Source organism: Streptomyces lusitanus (genome assembly GCF_042647945.1).
GTDB classification, from domain to species: Bacteria; Actinomycetota; Actinomycetes; order Streptomycetales; family Streptomycetaceae; genus Streptomyces; species Streptomyces pseudogriseolus.
The window spans coordinates 211,571-230,385 of record NZ_JBHRWL010000001.1 but is presented as its reverse complement, the minus strand read 5'-3'; the positions used below and the strand labels follow the sequence as shown (position 1 = coordinate 230,385).

The following is an 18,815-nucleotide window of genomic DNA, read 5'->3' as shown; positions in this document are numbered from 1 at the left end:
CCTGGTACGAGCCGGTACGAGCCGGTCGCCTAGTACGACTTGGGCAGGCCCAGGGTCTGATGGGAGACGTAGTTGAGAATCATCTCCCGGCTGACCGGCGCGATACGAGACACGCGCGCGGCCGTTATGAGCGAGGCGAGCCCGAACTCACGGGTGAGGCCGTTGCCGCCGAGGGTGTGCACGGCCTGGTCGACGGCCTTCACACAGGCCTCGCCGGCCGCGTACTTGGCCATGTTGGCGGCCTCCCCGGCGCCCACGTCGTCGCCGGCGTCGTAGAGGTGGGCGGCCTTCTGCATCATCAGACGGGCCAGTTCGAGGTCGATGTGCGCCTGCGCGAGGGGGTGCGCGATCGCCTGGTGGGAGCCGATGGGCGCCTTCCAGACGGTCCGTTCGCGGGCGTACTCGACGGCACGGGACAGCGCGAAGCGGCCCATGCCGATCGCGAAGGCGGCCGTCATGATGCGCTCGGGGTTCAGACCGGCGAACAGCTGGAGCAGCCCGGCGTCCTCGTCGCCCACGAGGGCGTCGGCGGGCAGCCGCACGTCGTCGAGGACCAGCTCGAACTGCTTCTCCGCCGCGCTGAGCTCCATGTCGATCTGGTGGCGCCGGAAACCCGGGGTGTCGCGCGGGACGATGAACAGGCAGGGCTTGAGGCGCCCGGTGCGGGCGTCCTCGGTACGGCCGACGACGAGCGTGGCGTCGGCGATGTCCACCCCCGAGACGAACACCTTGCGGCCGGTGAGGAGCCAGTCGCCGGTGGCGGGGTCGCGGCGGGCGGTGGTGGTGATGCGATGGGAGTTGGAGCCGGCGTCGGGCTCGGTGATGCCGAAGGCCATGGTGCGGGTGCCGTCGGCGAGGGCCGGCAGCCAGGCCCGCTTCTGCTCCTCCGTGCCGAAGCGGGCGATCACTGTGCCGCAGATGGCCGGGGAGACCACCATCAGGAGGAGGGGGCAGCCGGCGGCGCCCAACTCTTCGAGGACGATGGAGAGTTCCGCGATACCGCCGCCACCGCCGCCGTATCCCTCCGGGAGGTTGACGCCCAGGTAGCCGAGTTTGGCGGCCTCCGACCAGAGTTCGGTGGGGGGTTTCCCTTCGTCGACGGTGCGGGTGTAGTAGGCGCGGCCGTATTTCGTGCCCAGGGCGGAGACCGCGGCGCGGAGGGCTTTGTGTTCTTCTGACTCGATCAGGGGCATGGGGTTCCTTGGGTCGTCGGGTCAGTGCGGGTGCGTGGGGGGTTATTTGCGCAGTTCCCCGCGCCCCTGAAGGGCGTTTCCCTCCACCACCGCCAAGAGGGCGCCCAGCTCCACCTGTTGGCCCGGTGTCACGTGGAGGTCGGTCAGAATCCCGGCCGTCGGCGCCGTGATCCTGTGCTGCATCTTCATCGCCTCCAGCCACACCAGCGGCTGGCCCGCCTCCACCCTCGCGCCCTCCGTGACGCCCTCCGCGATGCGGACCACCGTGCCCGGCATCGGGGCGAGGAGGGAGCCGGGGGCGTGTTCGGGCGCCGGGGACGGGAAGCGGGGGAGGGCGGTGAGGGCGGTGTTGCCGACGTACACGCGGTCGCCGTGGCGGCTGACCTCGTAGCGGCGCCGTACGCCGTCGGTCTCCAGGATCACCAGGGACGCGTCCGCGTGCACGACCGTCACCCCGTCGGCCGCGAGGCCGGTGCGGGTGTGGTGGTAACGGACCTCGTGCTCCTCGCCGTTCATCGCGTACCGCTTGATCTGCGGCTGCGAGGGCACGTTGCGCCAGCCGCCGAAGCGGGAGCGGCCGTGCGCGTCCGCGAGGGCGGCGGCGAGCGGGGCGTACGGGTCGGCGGCGGGCGTGGTGAGGGCGGGCAGGTGGCGGTCGTAGAAGCCGGTGTCCATGCGGCCCTCGGCGAACTCCTCGTGGCGCAGGGAGCGGACGAGGAGGTCGCGGTTGGTGACGGGGCCGTGGATCACCGCGCGGTCCAGGGCGGCGGCGAGCTTGCGGATCGCTTCCGCGCGGGTCGGGGCGTGGGCGACGACCTTGGCGAGCATCGGGTCGTAGTGGACGCCGATGTCGTCGCCGTCGGTGCAGCCGGTGTCCAGGCGGACGGAGTCCGGGACGGCGAGGCGGTGCAGGCGGCCGGTCTGCGGGGCCCAGTCCTGGGCGGGGTCCTCGGCGTAGAGGCGGGCCTCGACGGCGTGGCCGCGCGGGGCCGGCGGCTCGGGATCCAAGGCGTGGCCCTCGGCGACCCGGAGCTGCCCGGCGACCAGATCGACGCCGAACACCTCCTCGGTGACGGGGTGTTCGACCTGGAGGCGGGTGTTCATCTCCAGGAAGTGCGCCCGGCCGCCCGCGACCAGGAACTCGACGGTGCCGGCGCCGACGTAGCCGACCGCGCGGGCGGCGCGTACGGCGAGGGCATGGAGTTCCTCGGTGAGCGCGTCGGTGAGGCCGGGCGCCGGGGCCTCCTCGATCACCTTCTGATGTCTGCGCTGGAGGGAGCAGTCGCGGGTGCCGAGCGCCCACACCGTGCCGTGGGTGTCGGCGAGGACCTGCACCTCGACGTGGCGGCCGTTGACCAGGTACGGCTCGACGAACACCTCCCCGTCGCCGAAGGCGCTCGCCGCCTCCGCGCGGGCGGCGGCGAGTTCGGCGTCCAGGTCCGCGAGGCGCCGTACGACACGCATGCCGCGTCCGCCGCCGCCCGCCGCGGCCTTCACCAGCACCGGCAGGTCGGCCTCGGTGACCTCGGTGAGCGGCTCGACGCCCATCAGCTGCTTGGCGCGCGTCTTGGACGCCATCGCCTCGATCGCCTCCGGGGGCGGCCCGATCCACACCAGGCCCGCGTCCTGGACGGCGCGCGCGAAGTCGGCGTTCTCGGCAAGGAATCCGTAGCCGGGGTGCACGGCGTCCGCGCCGGCCGCGAGGGCCGCCTTCACGATCAGGTCGCCGCGCAGGTAGGTGTCGGCCGGCGCGGAACCGGGGAGCCGTACGGCGGTGTCGGCGACGCGCGTGTGGAGGGCGCCCGCGTCGGCGTCGGAGTGCACGGCGACGGTGGTGATGCCGAGGTCGCGGCAGGTGCGGGCGATGCGGCAGGCGATCTCGCCGCGGTTCGCGATCAGCAGGGAAGTGATCATCGGTCCCTCACATCCGGAAGACGCCGAAGCCGCCGCGCACGCCCTCGTAGGGCGCGGTGTGGACGGCGGACAGGCACAGGCCGAGGACGGTGCGGGTGTCGCGCGGGTCGATGACGCCGTCGTCGTACAGCCGCCCGGACAGGAACATCGGCAGGGACTCGGACTCGATCTGCTGCTCCACCATGGCGCGCAGCGCCGCGTCCGCCTCGTCGTCGTACGGCCGTCCCTTCGCGGCGGCGGACTGGCGGGCGACGATGGACAGCACGCCGGCGAGCTGCTGCGGGCCCATCACGGCGGACTTGGCGCTGGGCCAGGCGAACAGGAAGCGCGGGTCGTACGCCCGCCCGCACATGCCGTAGTGGCCGGCGCCGTAGGAGGCGCCCATGAGGACGGACAGGTGCGGGACGCGGGAGTTGGAGACCGCGTTGATCATCATGGCGCCGTGCTTGACGATGCCGCCCTGCTCGTACTCCTTGCCGACCATGTAGCCGGTGGTGTTGTGGAGGAACAGCAGCGGGATGTCACGCTGGTTGGCCAGCTGGATGAACTGGGCGGCCTTCTGGGACTCCTCGCTGAAGAGGACGCCCCGCGCGTTGGCGAGGATGCCGACCGGGTAGCCGTGCAGGGACGCCCAGCCGGTGACCAGGCTGGCGCCGTAGAGCGGCTTGAACTCGTCGAAGTCGGAGGCGTCGACGATCCTCGCGATCACCTCGCGCGGGTCGAAGGGGATCTTCAGGTCGCCGGGGACGATGCCGAGCAGCTCTTCGGGGTCGTACTTGGGCGGCTCGGCGGGTCCCGGATCGGGGTACGCCTTGCGGTGGTTGAGGCGGGCGACGACCCGGCGGGCCTGGCGGAGCGCGTCCGGCTCGTCCACGGCGAAGTGGTCGGCGAGGCCGGAGACGCGGGCGTGCATGTCCGCGCCGCCCAGGGACTCGTCGTCGCTCTCCTCTCCGGTGGCCATCTTCACCAGCGGCGGCCCGCCGAGGAACACCTTGGCCCGTTCCTTGACCATGATCGTGTGGTCGGACATGCCGGGGATGTACGCGCCGCCCGCCGTGGAGTTGCCGAAGACGACGGCGATCGTGGGGATGCCGGCCGCCGACAGCCGGGTCAGGTCGCGGAAGATCGCGCCGCCCGGGATGAAGATCTCCTTCTGCGACGGCAGATCGGCGCCGCCGGACTCGACCAGGCTGATCAGCGGGAGCCGGTTGGCGAGCGCGATGTCGTTGGCCCGTAGTGCCTTCTTCAGCGACCAGGGGTTGCTGGCGCCGCCGCGCACGGTCGGGTCGTTGGCGGTGATCACGCACTCCACGCCCTCGACGACCCCGATGCCGGTGACGAGCGAGGCGCCGACGGTGTAGTCGCTGCCCCACGCGGCCAGCGGGGACAGCTCCAGGAAGGGCGTGTCCGGGTCGAGGAGCAGCTCGATGCGCTCGCGGGCGAGCAGCTTGCCACGTTTCCGGTGCCGTGCGACGTACTTCTCGCCGCCGCCCGCGAGGGCCTTGGCGTGCTCGGCGTCGAGTTCGGCGAGCTTGGCGAGCATGGCCTCGCGGTGCTCCCGGTGGTCCGGGTCGGACGGGTTGAGGGCGGACGCGAGGACCGTCACAGGAGCACCTCCGGGATGTCGGCGTGACGGGAGCGCAGCCACTCCCCCAGCGCCTTGGCCTGCGGGTCGAAACGGGCCTGCGCGGCGACGCCCGCGCCGAGGATGCCCTCGACGACGAAGTTGAGGGCGCGCAGGTTGGGCAGCGTGTGCCGGGTGACGGGCAGGGCGCGGGCCTCGGGGATCAGCTCCCGGAACCGCTCGACGGTCAGCTCGTGCGCGAGCCACCGCCAGGCGTCGTCCGTCCGCGCCCACACGCCGACGTTGGCGTCCCCGCCCTTGTCGCCGCTGCGCGCGCCGGCGACGAGACCGAGGGGGGCACGGCGGACGGGCCCGGCCGGGAGGGGTTCCGGCAGGGGCGGCTCCGGTACGGCGTCGAGTACGGCGGTGTCCTGGGCGGCCGGCACCGGGACCCGGCGCCCGTCGTGCAGGACGGCCACGTGCTCCACGGCGTCCTGCAGGACGCGGGCGGCCTCGAAGACGCCGTAGGGGGTGCCCTTGCCCGGAGGGGCCAGGACATGGAAGCCGGGGTAGCTGGACAGGGCCAGTTCGACGGCGGCCCCGCTCAGGGCGCGGCCGACCTTCTCCGGGTCGGGGTCCCGCACGACGAGCCGCAGCAGGGCGCTCGCCGTCTCCTCGGTGGACGCGTCGGGCCGGTCCGTGCGGGCCAGGTCCCAGCTCACCTCGGCGGGGCGGGCCCCGGACTCGTCGAAGAAGGCCCGCATCTGCTGCCGCACCAGCGCCGCCTTGGACGGGATCTCCAGGCCGGTGAGGACGAAGACGACCTCGTTGCGGAAGCCGCCGAGGCGGTTGACGCCGACCTTGAGGTCCGGCGGCGGCGCCTCGCCCCGGACGCCGTCGATCCGCACCCGGTCGGGGCCGTCCTGGGTGAGCCGTACGGTGTCCAGGCGGGCGGTGGCGTCCGGTCCCGCGTACCGCGCCCCGGCCGTCTCGTACAGGAGCTGGGCGCTCACCGTGCCGACGTCGACGTGGCCGCCGGTGCCGGGGTGCTTGGTGATGACGCTGCTGCCGTCCTCGTGCAGCTCGGCGAGGGGGAAGCCGGGCCGCGTCGCGCCGCCCTCCCCGAAGAACGCGTAGTTCCCGCCGGTCGCCTGCGCCCCGCACTCCAGAACGTGCCCGACGACGACCGCCCCCGCCAGCCGGTCGTGGTCCGTCGGCTTCCAGCCGAAGTGCGCGGCGGCGGGCCCGGTGACCAGGGCGGCGTCGGTGACCCGCCCGGTGACGACCACGTCGGCGCCCGCGCGCAGGCACGTGGCGATACCGAAGCCGCCGAGGTAGGCGTGGGCGGCGAGGCTGCCGGGGTGACGCGCGGTGAGGTCGTCGCCCTCGACGTGCGCGACCCGGACGGGGACGCCCAGGCGGCCGGCCAGCTCCCGTACCGCGTCGGCGAGTCCTGCGGGGTTGAGCCCGCCCGCGTTGGTGACGATCCGGACGCCCTTGTCGTGGGCGAGCCCGAGGGTGTCCTCCAACTGCCGCAGGAAGGTGCGGGCGTATCCGGCGGAGGGGTCCTTCAGCCGGTCGCGGGCCAGGATCAGCATGGTCAGCTCGGCGAGGTAGTCGCCGGTGAGGACGTCGACCTCGCCGCCGTCGAGCATCTCGCGCAGGGCGGAGAAGCGGTCGCCGTAGAAGCCGGAGAAGTTGCCGACGCGCAGGGGGGCCGCCGTCACCGCGTGCCCTCCCCCTTCGGCTCCCGCCCGCCGCCGGGCGGCCCGGCGAACGCCTGGGCGATGTCCAGCCAGCGGTCGGCGTCGGGGCCGTCGGCGGTGAGGTCCAGGTCGGCGCGGTGGGCGCGCTGGGTGACCAGGAGGCAGAAGTCGAGGGCGGGGCCGGTGACGCGCTGGGGGGCGTCCTCGGGCCCGTACGCCCAGACCTCCTCGCCGTCCGGCGCGGTCAGCTCGACGCGGAACGGGTCGGCGGGCGGGGTGAGCCCGTGCACGCCGTGGGCGAAGTCGCGGGTGCGGACGCCGAGCCAGGCGATGTGGCGGAGGCGCGCGGTGGGCGCGCGGGTCACGCCGAGCGTGTCGGCGACGTCCTGGGCGTGCGCCCAGGTCTCCATCAGACGGGCGGTGGCCACGGACGCGGCGGACATCGGCGGCCCGAACCAGGGGAACCGCGCCCCGTCCGGCGCCTCACGCAACGCCTTCTCCAACGCCGCGCGCCCCTCCCGCCAGCGGGCGAGCAGGGCGGCGGGCTCGGCGCGGGCGTACTCCTCGGCGCCCTCGTCGACGTAGGAGTACGGGGCGGCGAGGGCCTGCTCGAGGAGCGCGCGGAAACCGGCGGGGTCGGTGACGGCGGTCCAGGCGCGGTGGTCGGTCCAGGCGAGGTGCCCGATCTGGTGGGCGACGGTCCATCCGGCGGCGGGCGTGGCCGACGCCCACCGCTCCGGCTCCAGCCCGGCGACCAGCCGGTCGAGCTCCTCACTCTCCTCACGCAGATCGTCGATCACAGGCGACGGATCGGACACGAGTCGCTCCCCTCGGGGCACGGCGGTGTGCGGGGTGGATGGGGGGAGCATGGCAGGGGCCGGTAAAACAAGCAAGCGTGCTTGCATGGAATTTCCTGCGGGGAATTGCCCCTACTTGCCGGCCGCCGCTGGTATCCATCCCGTATCAGAACCACACGATCCGGGCTTCACCCCGACCGACGGGCGGACGATCCTCCTGATGAACCTTGGCTCCATGGACGACCTGACGGCCGACATCACTCCCGAGAAGCGCGAGCGGATCGACGCCATCAAGGCGGAGATGGTCGACGCGGAACGCGGGCATGAACTGGCGTCGCTCCGCAAGGCTCAGGGTCTCACCCAGGCCCAGGTGGCCAAGACCATGGGCGTCACCCAGGGCCGGGTCAGTCGGATCGAGCGAGGCGCGGCACGCCTCGACACTTCGACCATGGCGGCGTATCTGCACGCCATCGGGGGCGAGCTGACCATAACGGCCACGGTCGGCAACCTGTCCGTGCGCCTTTGACGAGCGGCGGTCAGGAAAGAGGGTCCGGCGTCACTTGCCAGATGGTGAGCAGTTCCGAGCGCGGCGTGATCATGTAGACGAAGAAGCCGCCGGCCACGAAGGCGTGCTTGGCGCCCTCGTCCGCGCCCTGGAACGAGGGTCCGTGGAGATGGAGCACCTCGGCCGCCCGCACCAGTTCGCCGGCCATCTTCTCCACCTCGGCGAGGAATTCGGCCGGGGCGCCGCCCGCCACCGTCTCCCTGTCGGGCTCGTACTCCCAGCGCCACGTCACTCCGCGCGCACCGCCTCGGCGGCAGCGCGGTACAGCGAGCTGGCCGTTCTGAGGTGCTCACGCGCCTCGTCCGCCGTGCCGGCGATCTGGGCGAGGTACTCCGCGCGGTGGTACTCGCGTGCCATGGCCGGGTGACGCTCGATCTCCAGCAGGGTGGCCCAGTGGCTGAGGTAGGCGTGGATCGGCTTGAGCGACCCGTGCTCCACCGCCTCCGCGAGCGCCTGGTCCTTGGCCCGGTCGTAGGCCACCAGGAGGCCGGGGGCGACGACCGTGCAGGCAGCCCGCAGGGCGCCCGGTGTCCGCTCCGGACGGGGGATCAGAGGGCGGTCACCGGCGGACTCACTGTGCTGCACGCTCATGGCGCTGTTCCCTTCGTGCCTCCGGGAGGGGCCGGTCACACGAGAGGACCGGCTGCTTGGAGAGACGGGAGCGACTCTAGTCCCGCCCCGCCTCGACGCGCCCGGCGTCGTCAGGACCCGCCCTCGGTCCTGCCGCGCCTCCCCCGCCCCACCTGTGTCCGCACCGCGCCCATGCTCGCCGCGATGACCAGGGCGATGGCGGCGGCCTCCGTCGCGGCGAGGGTCTGGTCGAGGATGAGGAAGCCGGCGGTGGCCGCGAGGGCCGGTTCGAGGCTCATCAGGATCGCGAACGTCGACGCGGGGAGGCGTCGCAGCGCGAGGAGTTCGAGGGTGTACGGCAGGACGGAGGACAGCACCGCGACCGCCGCGCCCAGCGCGAACGTCGTCGGGTCGAGCAGCTTCGTGCCGGACTCGAGCACGCCCAGCGGCAGGAACAGCACCGCCGCCACCGCCATGGCGAGCGCGAGCCCGTCGGCCTGCGGGAAGCGCCGCCCGGTCCGCGCGCTGAAGACGATGTACGCCGCCCACATCGCCCCGGCGCCCAGCGCGAAGGCGACGCCCAGCGGGTCGAGGCCGCTGAAGCCTCCGCCGCCGAGGAGGAAGACGCCGGTCAGGGCGAGCGCGGCCCACACGAGGTTGAGCGCGCGGCGGGAGGCCAGCACGGACAGGGTGAGGGGGCCCAGGACCTCCAGGGTGACCGCGGGGCCGAGGGGGATGCGGGCGACGGACTGGTAGAACAGGCCGTTCATCGCCGCCATCGCGACGCCGAAGACGATCACCGTGCCCCAGTCGGCGCGGGAGTGTCCGCGCAGCCGCGGCCGGCACAGCACCATCAGCACCAGCGCCGCCACCAGCAGCCGCAGCGTCACCACCCCGAGCGCGCCGGCCCGGGGCATCAGCGTCACCGCGAGCGCCCCGCCGAACTGCACGGAGATCCCGCCCGCCAGCACCAGCCCGACCGGCCCCAGGGAGCCGCGGCGGCCGCCCGGCGCGCCGGCCTGCGCGGGGGCGGGACCGTGGGCCTGCCCGGGTGCGGTGGACGACGGGGTGGCGGCGCTGGGGGTGGTCACGGTGCCTTCCAGGGACGTAGGAGACGCGAGAGCTGAGGGTGGTGCACACGACTGCTCCGAGTGTGCACCTTGATGGACTCACGGGTCCAGCGTATTGAACTACGTCAGTACCGTGAAGCGTTCATATGCCTGACGATGCGACCCGCGTCGCGTCCGGGTCAACTCCGTCCACGGTGCGGACGCCGCACCCGGTACGGTTCCCCCTGGTGACACCCCGTCCGTTCCCCCAGTCAGCCGAGGTTCCGTGCGACGACTTCTGGTCCGTGTCTGGCGGCTCCTGCGCCCGCTGCAGAGCCGCATCATGTGGCTGCTGCACGCCAAGTTCGTGGTCGGTGTGACCGGCGTGGTGCGCGACGACGCGGGGCGGGTGCTGCTGCTGCGGCACCGGATGTGGCCGCCCGGCCGCCAGTGGGGACTGCCGAGCGGCTTCGCGCGCAAGGGCGAGGACTTCCGGGCGACGGTGGTGCGCGAGGTCAAGGAGGAGACCGGCCTCGACGTGGAGGTCGGCCGCCTGGTCATGCTGAACAGCGGCCTGCGCACCCGCATGGAGGTGGCCTTCGAGGCCCGCCTCCTCGGCGGCGAACTGCGCCTGGACCCCTTCGAGATCCTGGAGGCCCGCTGGTGCGATCCGGACGCCCTTCCCGAGGGCGTCCAGCCGGTGTGCCACCCCCTGGTCCGGGGCGAGACGACGCCCTGAGCCGTGGCGGGGCTCAGCGGGGGACGCCGAGGGCGTCCAGCCGCTCGTGCATGACCTCCGGCGGGAGGGCCGGGTTGCGGAGGGCCGAGCCGGCGGTCCCCGGGTCGTCGCAGGCCCGGAGCAGCAGCTCCGGCGGCAGGGCGGGGTGCCCGGCCGCCGCACGCCTCACGCCGCCGTCGCAGTCGGCGAGCAGCCGGGCCAGGACGTCGGCAGGAATGCCCGGGTCCTGCACCGCCAGGGCGCGCCTCACCGGGTCCGGGTCGTCGGCGAAACGGCCCGCGAGGCCCGCCTTGGGGAAGTTCGGGTGGGCGAGCAGCAGTCCCTTGGTGATGACCTGGCACTCCAGGTAGGTCCGCAGCACCACTTCCCCGTCGACGGTCGGCTGGTTCTCGCACAGCAGCAGCCGTACGGCGTGGTCGTCGTCCCGCGACAGCAGGTCGACCGCGTCGGCGGGCAGGTGCGCGGCGCAGGCCGCGCTGCGCCGGAGCCAGATGTGGGACGACCGCGCGCAGTCGCGCAGCACGTCGGCGTCCTCGCATGTGCGCACCCACGTGACCGGGAGCAGCCGGTCGGACGGACGGACGACGACGTCGATGGCGGCCCGCTCGGCCTCCGTGAACTCCGGACGGACCGACACGGCCAGCCGGACGCTGTGCTCGGGGTCGTCCGCCAGCTTCCGCACGGTTTCGAGGGGTGCGCCGAGGTTGAGCGCCAGTGCTTCGCGGTCCCCCGCGTCGTCGCTCGCCGCGATCCGTCCGGCGAGTGCCGTGGTCATCGCTCCGTGGAGGATCACGTCGCGCCGGGAGGGGTACGCCGGCTCCGTGTCGAGGAGCACGCCGGTCCAGCCGGCGTCGTCGCGGCAGGCCTCCATCCTGGCCCGCCGCCGGACGTCGTCGTCGGGGTCGTGCAGCAGACGGTCCCGGGTGCCCTCGGACAGCAGGGACCAATGGCCGCAGGAGGCCGCTCGCAGATCCGCCTCCGCGTGGTCGGCGAGCCCCGCGATCAGCTGCGGATCGAAGCCCCCGAAATGGGCCGCGTCACGCCGCACCGCCGGCTCCGGATCGTCGAGCAGCCGCCGCTGGACGGAGAGGGGCAACGGTGGCACGGAGCCCCGGAACGGCATCGGCGCGTTGGCGAGCCCCTGTCGGACACGGCGGTCCGGATCGTCGACCAGCCGGCCGCGCTGCTCCCCGGACGCCAGGACACTGTCCGCGAGGCAGGCTCGTATGCGGCGTTCCGGGTGCACGACGGCGGCGTCGACCACCTCGTCCGGCAGCGCACGCGACATGAGGGCGTGCCAGGCGTCGGCGGCCTCCGAATGCAGCAGCCGCAGCAGCACGCCGGCCGGGGCCGAGGTGTTCCATGCGAGCGCCATCAGCTCGTCACGCCGACGATCTGCCGTCACCACGTTCCCCCGCCACATCCCGCCCGCCCCGAACCCACTGATTCTGCCACCCCCGCGTAGGCGCTACCGCACCTCGATCCCGTAGTCCTGCACCAGTTCCTCGAGCCCGCCCCGATATCCCTTGCCGCCCAGGACGAAGTCCCAGTCGCCGTTCGCGCGGCGGCGGAACGAGCCGAGGACCAGGGCCGTCTCGCCCTCCCGGCCGTCGGACACCTCCAGCTGCCCCTGCTCGGTCATCGCGGGGTCGAGAAGGCGGATGCGGGCGTCGGTGAAGCCCGCGAGATCGGCGTGCGGGTTGATCTCCGGGTCGACGGCGGCGACCAGCACGAAGCGGTCGGCCTCGGCGGGCAGATCGTCGAAGGCGACGCGGATCGCCGCCTTGTCGGGTGCGGTGGCGGGCAGGGCGCGCACGGCGCCGTCCGGGGTGCCCGGGTTGTTGAAGAACACGAAGTGGTCGTCGCTGAGCACACGGCCGCTGCGGCACACCAGGGCGCACACGTCCAGGGCGACGCCCCCGGTCCAGCTCATGCCGAGGACGTTGTAGTCGTCGGGCAGCCGGTCGTCGTCCGGTTCGGCCGGGCGGGCCGTGGCCCCGGTCGTCCCGTCCCCCAGCCGCCCCCGCAGCCCGTGCCGGTGGAGGAGGTCGACGAGCTCGGGACCGGAAATCAGCTCCAGCGGCTTGCCGTTGGCGAAGGTGTGCGAGCCGGGGCCGAAGCCGGACGTCGTCACGAGGACGCCCTTGTTGGCGCCGGCGTCCTGCACGGTGCCGTAGAGGTCGCGGACGGCGGTGGGCGGCACCGTGTTCCGGTAGCGCTTCACCTGGACGACGATCGTGCCGCCCCGGATCGGCGTCGGGTCCAGCGCGTCGACGTCCACGCCGCCGTCGTTGGAGCGCTGCGTGGTCACCGCCTGCATGCCCATGGCGCGGAAGAGGTCGGCGACCAGGTTCTCGAAGGCCACCGGGTCCATGGCGAACAGGTCGGGGTCCTCGTCGCCGCCGTGGGCGACGACCCGGTTGCCGACGTCCTGCGGCCGTCTGCCGGGCCGTACGGCGGCGAGCTGGTCGGGGCGTGCCGAGACCTGTCCGCGCAGCGCGTCGGTGAAGCAGCTCTCCGGGTCCACCTGGGCCAGGTGCAGCTCCTGGAACGCGGCGCGCTCGGCCATGACGGTGGCGAGGAAGATCTGCCCGGGGCGGCCCGTCGTCGGGTCGTGCCCGTCGACGAAGCCGTTCAGCGCCACCGATTCCAGGGCGCCCTGCTCGTCCGCGGCGAACAGCTCGTGCAGCACGAGCAGCATGCACTGGACCAGGACCTCCCGGTACAGCGCGCGCCGCTGGCCCACGGGGCGGGGCGTCTCCTTGTCCTGGTCGACGCTCGCCATGTACCGGACCGCCTTCACCTCCGGCACCACGTCGCAGGCGGGCAGCTCCCAGTCCAGGACGAGCTGCCCCGCCGCCGGGTCGTAGGCCGCGGCCACCTGACGCGGGAACCCCTCCGGCCAGGCCGTGGAGGAGTACAGGGCGGCGGAGAAGTACTCGATCACGGCGTCGGGCTCCCGCCGTCGCACGCCCTCGACGGTCGCGGTGACCCCGGCGTTGTGCCGGCGCACCTCGGCCAGCTGGGCGTCGGCCCACTCCTGGTACTGCCGCTGGTACGCGGCGAGCTGCTGCTGCCGCTGCGCCTCGGCGGCCTGGGCGGCGTGCCAGTCCCGTTCGAACCGCGCCCGCGCCTCCGCCTGCGCCTGCGCCCGGCGGTTCGCGGTCCAGCATCCGCCCTGCGGCTGGTAGTACCGCTCGTCCGGCAGGGGCACCGGCTGGGCGAGCGGGCCCGGCGCGAACGGCTGCACGGTCTCCGGCCGCAGCAGCGTGGCCGCCCGGAACGGCTGTGCCCGGCACCCCGACGCGAGGAGCGCCCGCAGCGACTCCACTTGCGCGTCCAGTTCCTCCGTGCGCCGGAGGGCCTCCGCCTTCCGGTACTCGCGGTGGTCGCGCTCGACGCGCCGCTGATGGGCCCGCGCCCGTTGCTCCTCCTGCCGGCGCCGCCTGGCGTCCGCCTCCTGCTGACGCTGCTGCTGCCGCTGCATCTCGGCCCAGACGCCGACAAAACCGGTGGAACGACGACTCATGCGCTGCGGGCCCTCCCCCAAGACACTCCGGTTGTCCCCACAACCAGGTGTGACGCACGACTTTAACCAGCTTCCGATGGATCGGGCATCGACTTGACACAGGCCGGCGCCGGGTCTCGGCGAGGCGTCTGGACTGCGGTGGCGGTCGCACGGGTAGTGCTGGCACCGGGTGCGCGGTCGGCCGGGGGTGGGAGACGCATGGACGCGGAACTGTGGCTGGGCATGCTGGGCGCGGTGATCGGTGCCGGCGGGGCGTACTTCGCGTGGCGCGCGCTGGACCAGACCGTGGTCGCCGAGTCCCGGAACGTGTTCGTCAAACAGCGGGCAGATCTGCGCCAACGCCATGCACTTCTCTGCGAGACCGCTGCCGACCTTCATGTCCGGGCCCGCCCCGGGCTGGAGCGCATCGGCGGAAGCTCCCTGCTGTGGGAACCGGCCATGCACCCGCCTGCTCCCGTGCCCCTGTCCTCGGTGAGGCTCCAGTGGTCGGACGCGCCGCCGCCGGTCAACCCCCGGCTGCTCGCGGCGGCACGACGCTGTCTGCCGAAGGAGTCGAAGCGACGCCGGTACGAACGGTATTCCGCCGCCATGGGGGAACTGGCACGCCCCGCCCTGTACGAGAACCGGCCGTCGTTCCGCCTCATCCACGCCGACTGGTCGGACCCGGAAGGGCCGCGCCTGGTGTTCGGCACAGGTCAGTACTTCGACCTCATCGACCAGAACGAGGCGGTCGCGCATGAACTGGCGGCCGCCACGAACCGAAGGCCCGAGACCCGCCCCCGCTGGAAGGCGCTGCCTCTGCGCAGCCTGCTGGCTCGTGATCCGCTGTCCCTCACCGAACGTGCCGTACTGCCGTCGATCGGCACGCTGACCGTGCGCCGTACGCCCGACGGGGAAGGGACCTTCTTCCTGCTGTTGCGAGGAGCCGACCACGTCGCCACGGGGGAGAACGTCTACGGCCCCCTGCCCGCCGGCATGATCCAGCCCGCCTCGCTCTCGCCCTTGGCCCATCTGCAGGACCTGAATCTGTGGCGCACGGTCATGCGCGAGTACAACGAGGAACTGCTGGGGGCGCCCGAGGCACAAGGGGACTCGGGCACGGAGGTCGACTACGACCAGCTGCCCTACAGCCTGCTCGACGCGGCCGTGGCCGACGGCTCACTGCGGGTCTGGTGCCTCGGCATGGCCGTCGAACCGCTGAATCTCGCCGTGTGCGTCCTGACCGTGGCCGTGTTCGAGGCGGACACGTTCGACAGGATCTTCGCCGGTGCGGTCGAGCACAACCAGGAGGGCACAGTGATCGCCGGTTCACGTGCCCACGGGGTCACCAAAGGGCTGCCGCTGACCGAGGCCGGCATCGCCGCTCTTCCCGCGGGTCGTATGTCGTCCCCTGCGGCCGGACTTCTCCAGTTGGCGCTCCGGCACAAGGACCTCTTCCTGGCCGCGCCGGATCGCCACCACCAGGCGTAATCGCCACCACCGGGCGTAAAGGTGTTTCCCACCCGGCGCCCCGTCGTTAGGGTGCGCCCGTGGCAGTGATCCGGCAGGTGCAAATCACGTTCGACTGTGCGGAGCCCGAGCGGCTGGCTCGGTTCTGGTGCGAGGTGCTGGGGTACGCCGTGGTGCCGCCCAAGGGGTTCGCCTCGTGGGAGGAGTTCAACCGCGGGCGGTTCCCCGAGGGGGACGGCGCGTGGTGTGCGTGCGCTGATCCGACCGGGGCCGGGCCGCGGCTGTTCTTCCAGCGGGTGCCCGAGGGCAAGAGCGTCAAGAACCGCGTCCACCTCGACGTGCGCGTCGGCACCGGGATGACCGGTGAGGAGCGGCTCGCCGCGCTGGAGGCCGAGTGCACGCGGCTGGTCGCCCTCGGCGCGGTCCGGCAGCGGCTGCTGTACGACGGCACCGACTCGTGCATCGTCATGCAGGACATCGAGGGCAACGAGTTCTGCCTCGACTGAGGCCCCCCCCCGCTCACTGCCCCCGCTCACTGCCCCCGTTCACGCCCCCCGTGCACCGGCCCTCGTCAACAGCCCCCGGTCACGGCCGCCGGTCCAGCGCCTCCGCCAGGATCTCCGCCAGGTGACGGCCCCGCACACCCCCCAGCTGCTCCAGCTGCGTGCGGCAGGAGAAGCCGTCCGCCTGGACCACCGCGCCCTGAGGCGCCTCCCGCACCGCAGGGAGCAGCTGCTCCTCGGCGCAGGCGCGCGAGACGTCGTAATGCCCCCGCTCGAAGCCGAAGTTGCCCGCCAGGCCGCAGCAGCCTCCGCTCAGCTCCCCCGTGAGACCGGCCGCCTCCCGGAGCCTGCGGTCGGGGCCGTCGCCCAGGACCGCGTGCTGGTGGCAGTGGGTCTGGCCGGTGACCGGGCGGTTCACGGCGGGCGGGGTCCAGTCGGGGGCGTACGTCTCCAGGGCCTCCGCGAACGTCACCACGCGGGACGCGAGCCGTGCCGCGCGTGGGTCGTCGTGGAGGAGTTCCGGGGCGTCCGTGCGCAGGGCGGCCGCGCAGCTCGGTTCCGGCACCACCAGCGGCGCGTCCGTGGCGAGGACCGGTTCCAGCAGGTCGAGGGTGCGTCCCAGCACCGCACGGGCGCGGTCGAGCTGCCCCGTGGAGAGGTAGGTCAGACCGCAGCAGACCCGCCCGCGCCGCGCCGTCAGCAGGGACAAGGGGGAGCGTGAGCGGGCGTCGCCCACCCGCCGCCCGCCGGACGGCAGGCGCACGGTCGGGGGCAGCGCCACCCGCAGGCCCGCCGCCTCCAGCACCCGTACCGCCGCCCGGCCGACGGCGGGCGAGAGGTGCTCGGTGAAGGTGTCCGGCCAGAGGATCACCAGCGGGCCTTCGCCCGTGGTGGACGGCCGCCTTCGCCGCCACCAGCGGGTGAACGGCTCCCCCGACAGCCGCGGGATCCGCCGTTCGTCCGCGATCCCTCCCAGCCGTTTCGCCAGGCGCGCGAGCGGCCGTACCGAGGCGAGCGCGTTCGCCGCCCCCGCCGTCCGGGTCCGCGCGGCCCAGCTCAGCCACACCGGCAGCCACCCCATCGCGTAGTGGGCGGCGGGGCGGCGGCGGCCCGCGTAGTGGTGGTGCAGGAACTCCGCCTTGTACGTGGCCATGTCGACGCCCACCGGGCAGTCGGAGCGGCAGCCCTTGCAGGACAGGCACAGGTCCAGGGCGTCCCGGACCTCCGTCGACCGCCAGCCGTCCGTCACCAGCTCGCCCGCGAGCATCTCGTGCAGCAGCCGCGCCCGGCCGCGCGTCGAGTGCGCCTCGTCCCCCGTCGCCCGGAAGGACGGACACATCACCGACGCCCCCGCCACCGACGTCGTACGGCACTTGGCGACCCCGACGCAGCGCCGCACCGCGGCCGAGAAGTCGCCGCCGTCGGACGGGTAGCCGAACTTCACGTCCACCGGCTCGCGCGGCAGGACGGAGAAGCGGAGGTTCGCGTCGAGCGGCGCCGGGCGGACCAGCATGCCGGGGTTGAGCAGGCCGTCCGGGTCCCACACGCCCTTCACCCGCTCGAACAGGGCGACCGTCTCCGCGCCGTACATCCTCGGCAGCAGCTCCGCCCGCGCCTGCCCGTCGCCGTGCTCGCCGGAGAGGGAGCCGCCGTGCGCCACGACCAGGTCGGCCAGCTCCTCCGAGAAGCGCCGGAAACGGGCCACCCCGGCGTCCGACAGCAGGTCGAAGTCGATGCGCACGTGGATGCAGCCGTCCCCGAAGTGCCCGTACGGGGTGCCGCGCAGGCCGTGTTCGGCGAGCAGCGCCCGGAAGTCCCGCAGGTACGCGCCGAGCCGGGCCGGCGGCACCGCGCAGTCCTCCCAGCCGGGCCACGCCTCACTGCCGTCCGGCATCCGGGTCGCGGTGCCGCTCGCGTCCTCCCGGATGCGCCACAGCGCGCGCTGCCGCGCCGGGTCGGTGACCACCAGCGCGTCCACGACGTCCGCCGCCCGCACGATCGCCTCGGCGGCCTCGCGCGCCTCCGCCTCGGTGTCCCCGCCGGCCTCGACGAACAGCCACGCCCCGCCGCGCGGCAGGTCCGCGCCGGACGGCACCAGGTCGGCCGCCATGCCCTCCACCGTCAGCGGCCGGTACGGCAGCAGGCCCGCCGCCGCCTGCGCGGCCCCGCTCTCGTCGGCGTACGCCAGCACGGCCAGCGCCCGCGCGCGGGGCGCCCGTACGAGGGTCAGCTCCGCCTCGGTGAGCACGGCGAGGGTGCCTTCCGAGCCGCAGAGGGAGCGGGCGACGTCGGCGCGGTGCTCGGGCAGCAGGGCGTCCACCGCGTACCCGGAGATGCGGCGTGGCAGATCGGGGAAGCCCGTACGCAGCCGGGCCAGCTCCCCGTCCACCAGCGCGCGCAGGCCCGCCGGGGCGCCCGCCCAGCCGGGTCCGGGGCGCAGCCGTTCGCCGCGCGCGGTGATCACCGACAGGGTGCGCACGTTGTCGGCGGTGGTGCCCCAGGCGACCGAGTGGGAGCCGCAGGAGTTGTTGCCGATCATGCCGCCGAGGGTGCAGCGGCTGTGCGTGGACGGGTCGGGTCCGAAGCGGAGGCCGTGCGGGGCGGCGGCCTGCTGGAGCCGGTCGAGGACCAGGCCGGGCTGGACGACGGCGGTGCCCGCCTCCGGGTCGAGGGACAGCAGACGGTTCATGTGGCGGGTGAAGTCGAGCACGAGGCCCGTGCCGGTCGCCTGTCCCGCGATCGACGTGCCGCCGCCGCGCGGCACCACGGGCACCCCGTGCTCCCGGCACACCGCCAGCGCCGCCGCGACGTCGTCGGCGTCCCGTGGCGCGCACACGCCGAGCGGGATCCGGCGGTAGTTGGACGCGTCCATCGTGGTCAGCGCCCGCGCGGTGACGCCGAGGTCCACCTCGCCGCGTACCGCCGCGCGCAGCGCCGCCGCCAGTTCCCGCTGGTCCGTCATGCCCCCAGGATGCCTCCGCCCGGGTACGGCGCGGGCCGCGGCACACCCGCCGCGGGGCCGGACCGGGACGCGGGGCGCGGATCGTTCAATCAAGAACGGACGCGCAACCATCCCAAGTCGATCACGAACTCGCCTATAGTGACCGCGAGTTGCGCGCAGTTGTCGGACCTCGTTCGCGAAGCGACCCCAGCATCAGGTCCGGTGTCCCATCGAACCGCCCGGGGGCCACGCAGCCACGACGGTGCACGCCCGCGGACCCGACCGAGGACCTGACC

15 protein-coding genes are annotated in these 18,815 nt (G+C 73.6%); 4 read left to right on the top strand and 11 right to left on the bottom strand.

Annotated elements, in window-relative coordinates:
- Positions 1 to 29: 29 nt before the first annotated feature.
- The 5 genes from ACFOSY_RS01175 to ACFOSY_RS01155 are packed head-to-tail and all read right to left on the bottom strand — an operon-like array spanning position 30 to position 7,195.
- Positions 30 to 1,193 carry an acyl-CoA dehydrogenase family protein gene (locus tag ACFOSY_RS01175; RefSeq protein ID WP_394304853.1) on the bottom strand — a complete coding sequence of 388 codons (1,164 nt, stop codon included), beginning with the start codon at positions 1,191 to 1,193 and terminating at the stop codon, positions 30 to 32.
- A gap of 42 nt (positions 1,194 to 1,235) precedes the next feature.
- Positions 1,236 to 3,107, bottom strand: a complete 1,872-nt coding sequence (locus ACFOSY_RS01170) for an acetyl/propionyl/methylcrotonyl-CoA carboxylase subunit alpha (RefSeq protein ID WP_394304852.1) — start codon at positions 3,105 to 3,107, stop codon at positions 1,236 to 1,238.
- Between the two features lie 7 nt (positions 3,108 to 3,114).
- The gene (locus tag ACFOSY_RS01165) at positions 3,115 to 4,713 is read right to left on the bottom strand and encodes an acyl-CoA carboxylase subunit beta (protein ID WP_394304851.1); all 1,599 of its coding nucleotides are present in this window, start codon (positions 4,711 to 4,713) and stop codon (positions 3,115 to 3,117) included.
- A complete protein-coding gene (locus ACFOSY_RS01160) occupies positions 4,710 to 6,398 on the bottom strand; it encodes an acyclic terpene utilization AtuA family protein (protein ID WP_394304850.1) in 1,689 nt (562 codons plus the stop codon). The genes ACFOSY_RS01165 and ACFOSY_RS01160 overlap by 4 nt, the downstream gene beginning before the upstream one ends.
- On the bottom strand, positions 6,395 to 7,195 hold the full coding sequence (locus tag ACFOSY_RS01155) for a TIGR03084 family metal-binding protein (RefSeq protein WP_394304849.1): 801 nt from the start codon (positions 7,193 to 7,195) through the stop codon (positions 6,395 to 6,397). Before ACFOSY_RS01155 ends, ACFOSY_RS01160 begins: the two co-directional genes overlap by 4 nt.
- A gap of 199 nt (positions 7,196 to 7,394) precedes the next feature.
- Here ACFOSY_RS01155 and ACFOSY_RS01150 point away from each other — a divergent pair, with 199 nt between their 5' ends.
- Positions 7,395 to 7,700, top strand: coding sequence for a helix-turn-helix domain-containing protein (locus tag ACFOSY_RS01150; protein WP_394304848.1), 306 nt, complete (start codon positions 7,395 to 7,397; stop codon positions 7,698 to 7,700).
- A 10-nt stretch (positions 7,701 to 7,710) separates the two neighbouring features.
- Here the strand turns inward: ACFOSY_RS01150 and ACFOSY_RS01145 are convergent, their stop codons facing one another.
- From ACFOSY_RS01145 to ACFOSY_RS01135, 3 genes are all read right to left on the bottom strand, one after another.
- Positions 7,711 to 7,971 carry a hypothetical protein gene (locus ACFOSY_RS01145; protein ID WP_394304847.1) on the bottom strand — a complete coding sequence of 87 codons (261 nt, stop codon included), beginning with the start codon at positions 7,969 to 7,971 and terminating at the stop codon, positions 7,711 to 7,713.
- Positions 7,968 to 8,330 carry a DUF6247 family protein gene (locus tag ACFOSY_RS01140; RefSeq protein ID WP_394304846.1) on the bottom strand — a complete coding sequence of 121 codons (363 nt, stop codon included), beginning with the start codon at positions 8,328 to 8,330 and terminating at the stop codon, positions 7,968 to 7,970. Before ACFOSY_RS01140 ends, ACFOSY_RS01145 begins: the two co-directional genes overlap by 4 nt.
- A 110-nt stretch (positions 8,331 to 8,440) precedes the next feature.
- Positions 8,441 to 9,400, bottom strand: coding sequence for an EamA family transporter (locus ACFOSY_RS01135; RefSeq protein WP_394304845.1), 960 nt, complete (start codon positions 9,398 to 9,400; stop codon positions 8,441 to 8,443).
- A 244-nt stretch (positions 9,401 to 9,644) separates the two neighbouring features.
- Between ACFOSY_RS01135 and ACFOSY_RS01130 the strand changes: the two genes are divergently transcribed.
- Positions 9,645 to 10,097, top strand: a complete 453-nt coding sequence (locus ACFOSY_RS01130; protein ID WP_031021580.1) for an NUDIX hydrolase — start codon at positions 9,645 to 9,647, stop codon at positions 10,095 to 10,097.
- Between the two features lie 13 nt (positions 10,098 to 10,110).
- Here the strand turns inward: ACFOSY_RS01130 and ACFOSY_RS01125 are convergent, their stop codons facing one another.
- Both ACFOSY_RS01125 and ACFOSY_RS01120 read right to left on the bottom strand, forming a co-directional pair.
- Positions 10,111 to 11,502, bottom strand: coding sequence for a hypothetical protein (locus ACFOSY_RS01125; RefSeq protein ID WP_394304844.1), 1,392 nt, complete (start codon positions 11,500 to 11,502; stop codon positions 10,111 to 10,113).
- Between the two features lie 63 nt (positions 11,503 to 11,565).
- The gene (locus ACFOSY_RS01120) at positions 11,566 to 13,626 is read right to left on the bottom strand and encodes a restriction endonuclease (protein ID WP_394304843.1); all 2,061 of its coding nucleotides are present in this window, start codon (positions 13,624 to 13,626) and stop codon (positions 11,566 to 11,568) included.
- A gap of 198 nt (positions 13,627 to 13,824) precedes the next feature.
- On the opposite strand from ACFOSY_RS01120, the gene ACFOSY_RS01115 reads away from it, so the two are divergent.
- Both ACFOSY_RS01115 and ACFOSY_RS01110 read left to right on the top strand, forming a co-directional pair.
- On the top strand, positions 13,825 to 15,096 hold the full coding sequence (locus ACFOSY_RS01115; protein WP_394304842.1) for a transcriptional regulator: 1,272 nt from the start codon (positions 13,825 to 13,827) through the stop codon (positions 15,094 to 15,096).
- Positions 15,097 to 15,155: 59 nt separating this feature from the next.
- Positions 15,156 to 15,581 carry a VOC family protein gene (locus ACFOSY_RS01110; protein ID WP_394304841.1) on the top strand — a complete coding sequence of 142 codons (426 nt, stop codon included), beginning with the start codon at positions 15,156 to 15,158 and terminating at the stop codon, positions 15,579 to 15,581.
- Positions 15,582 to 15,660: 79 nt separating this feature from the next.
- Here the strand turns inward: ACFOSY_RS01110 and ACFOSY_RS01105 are convergent, their stop codons facing one another.
- Positions 15,661 to 18,540 carry an FAD-binding and (Fe-S)-binding domain-containing protein gene (locus ACFOSY_RS01105; RefSeq protein ID WP_394304840.1) on the bottom strand — a complete coding sequence of 960 codons (2,880 nt, stop codon included), beginning with the start codon at positions 18,538 to 18,540 and terminating at the stop codon, positions 15,661 to 15,663.
- Positions 18,541 to 18,815: the final 275 nt, after the last annotated feature.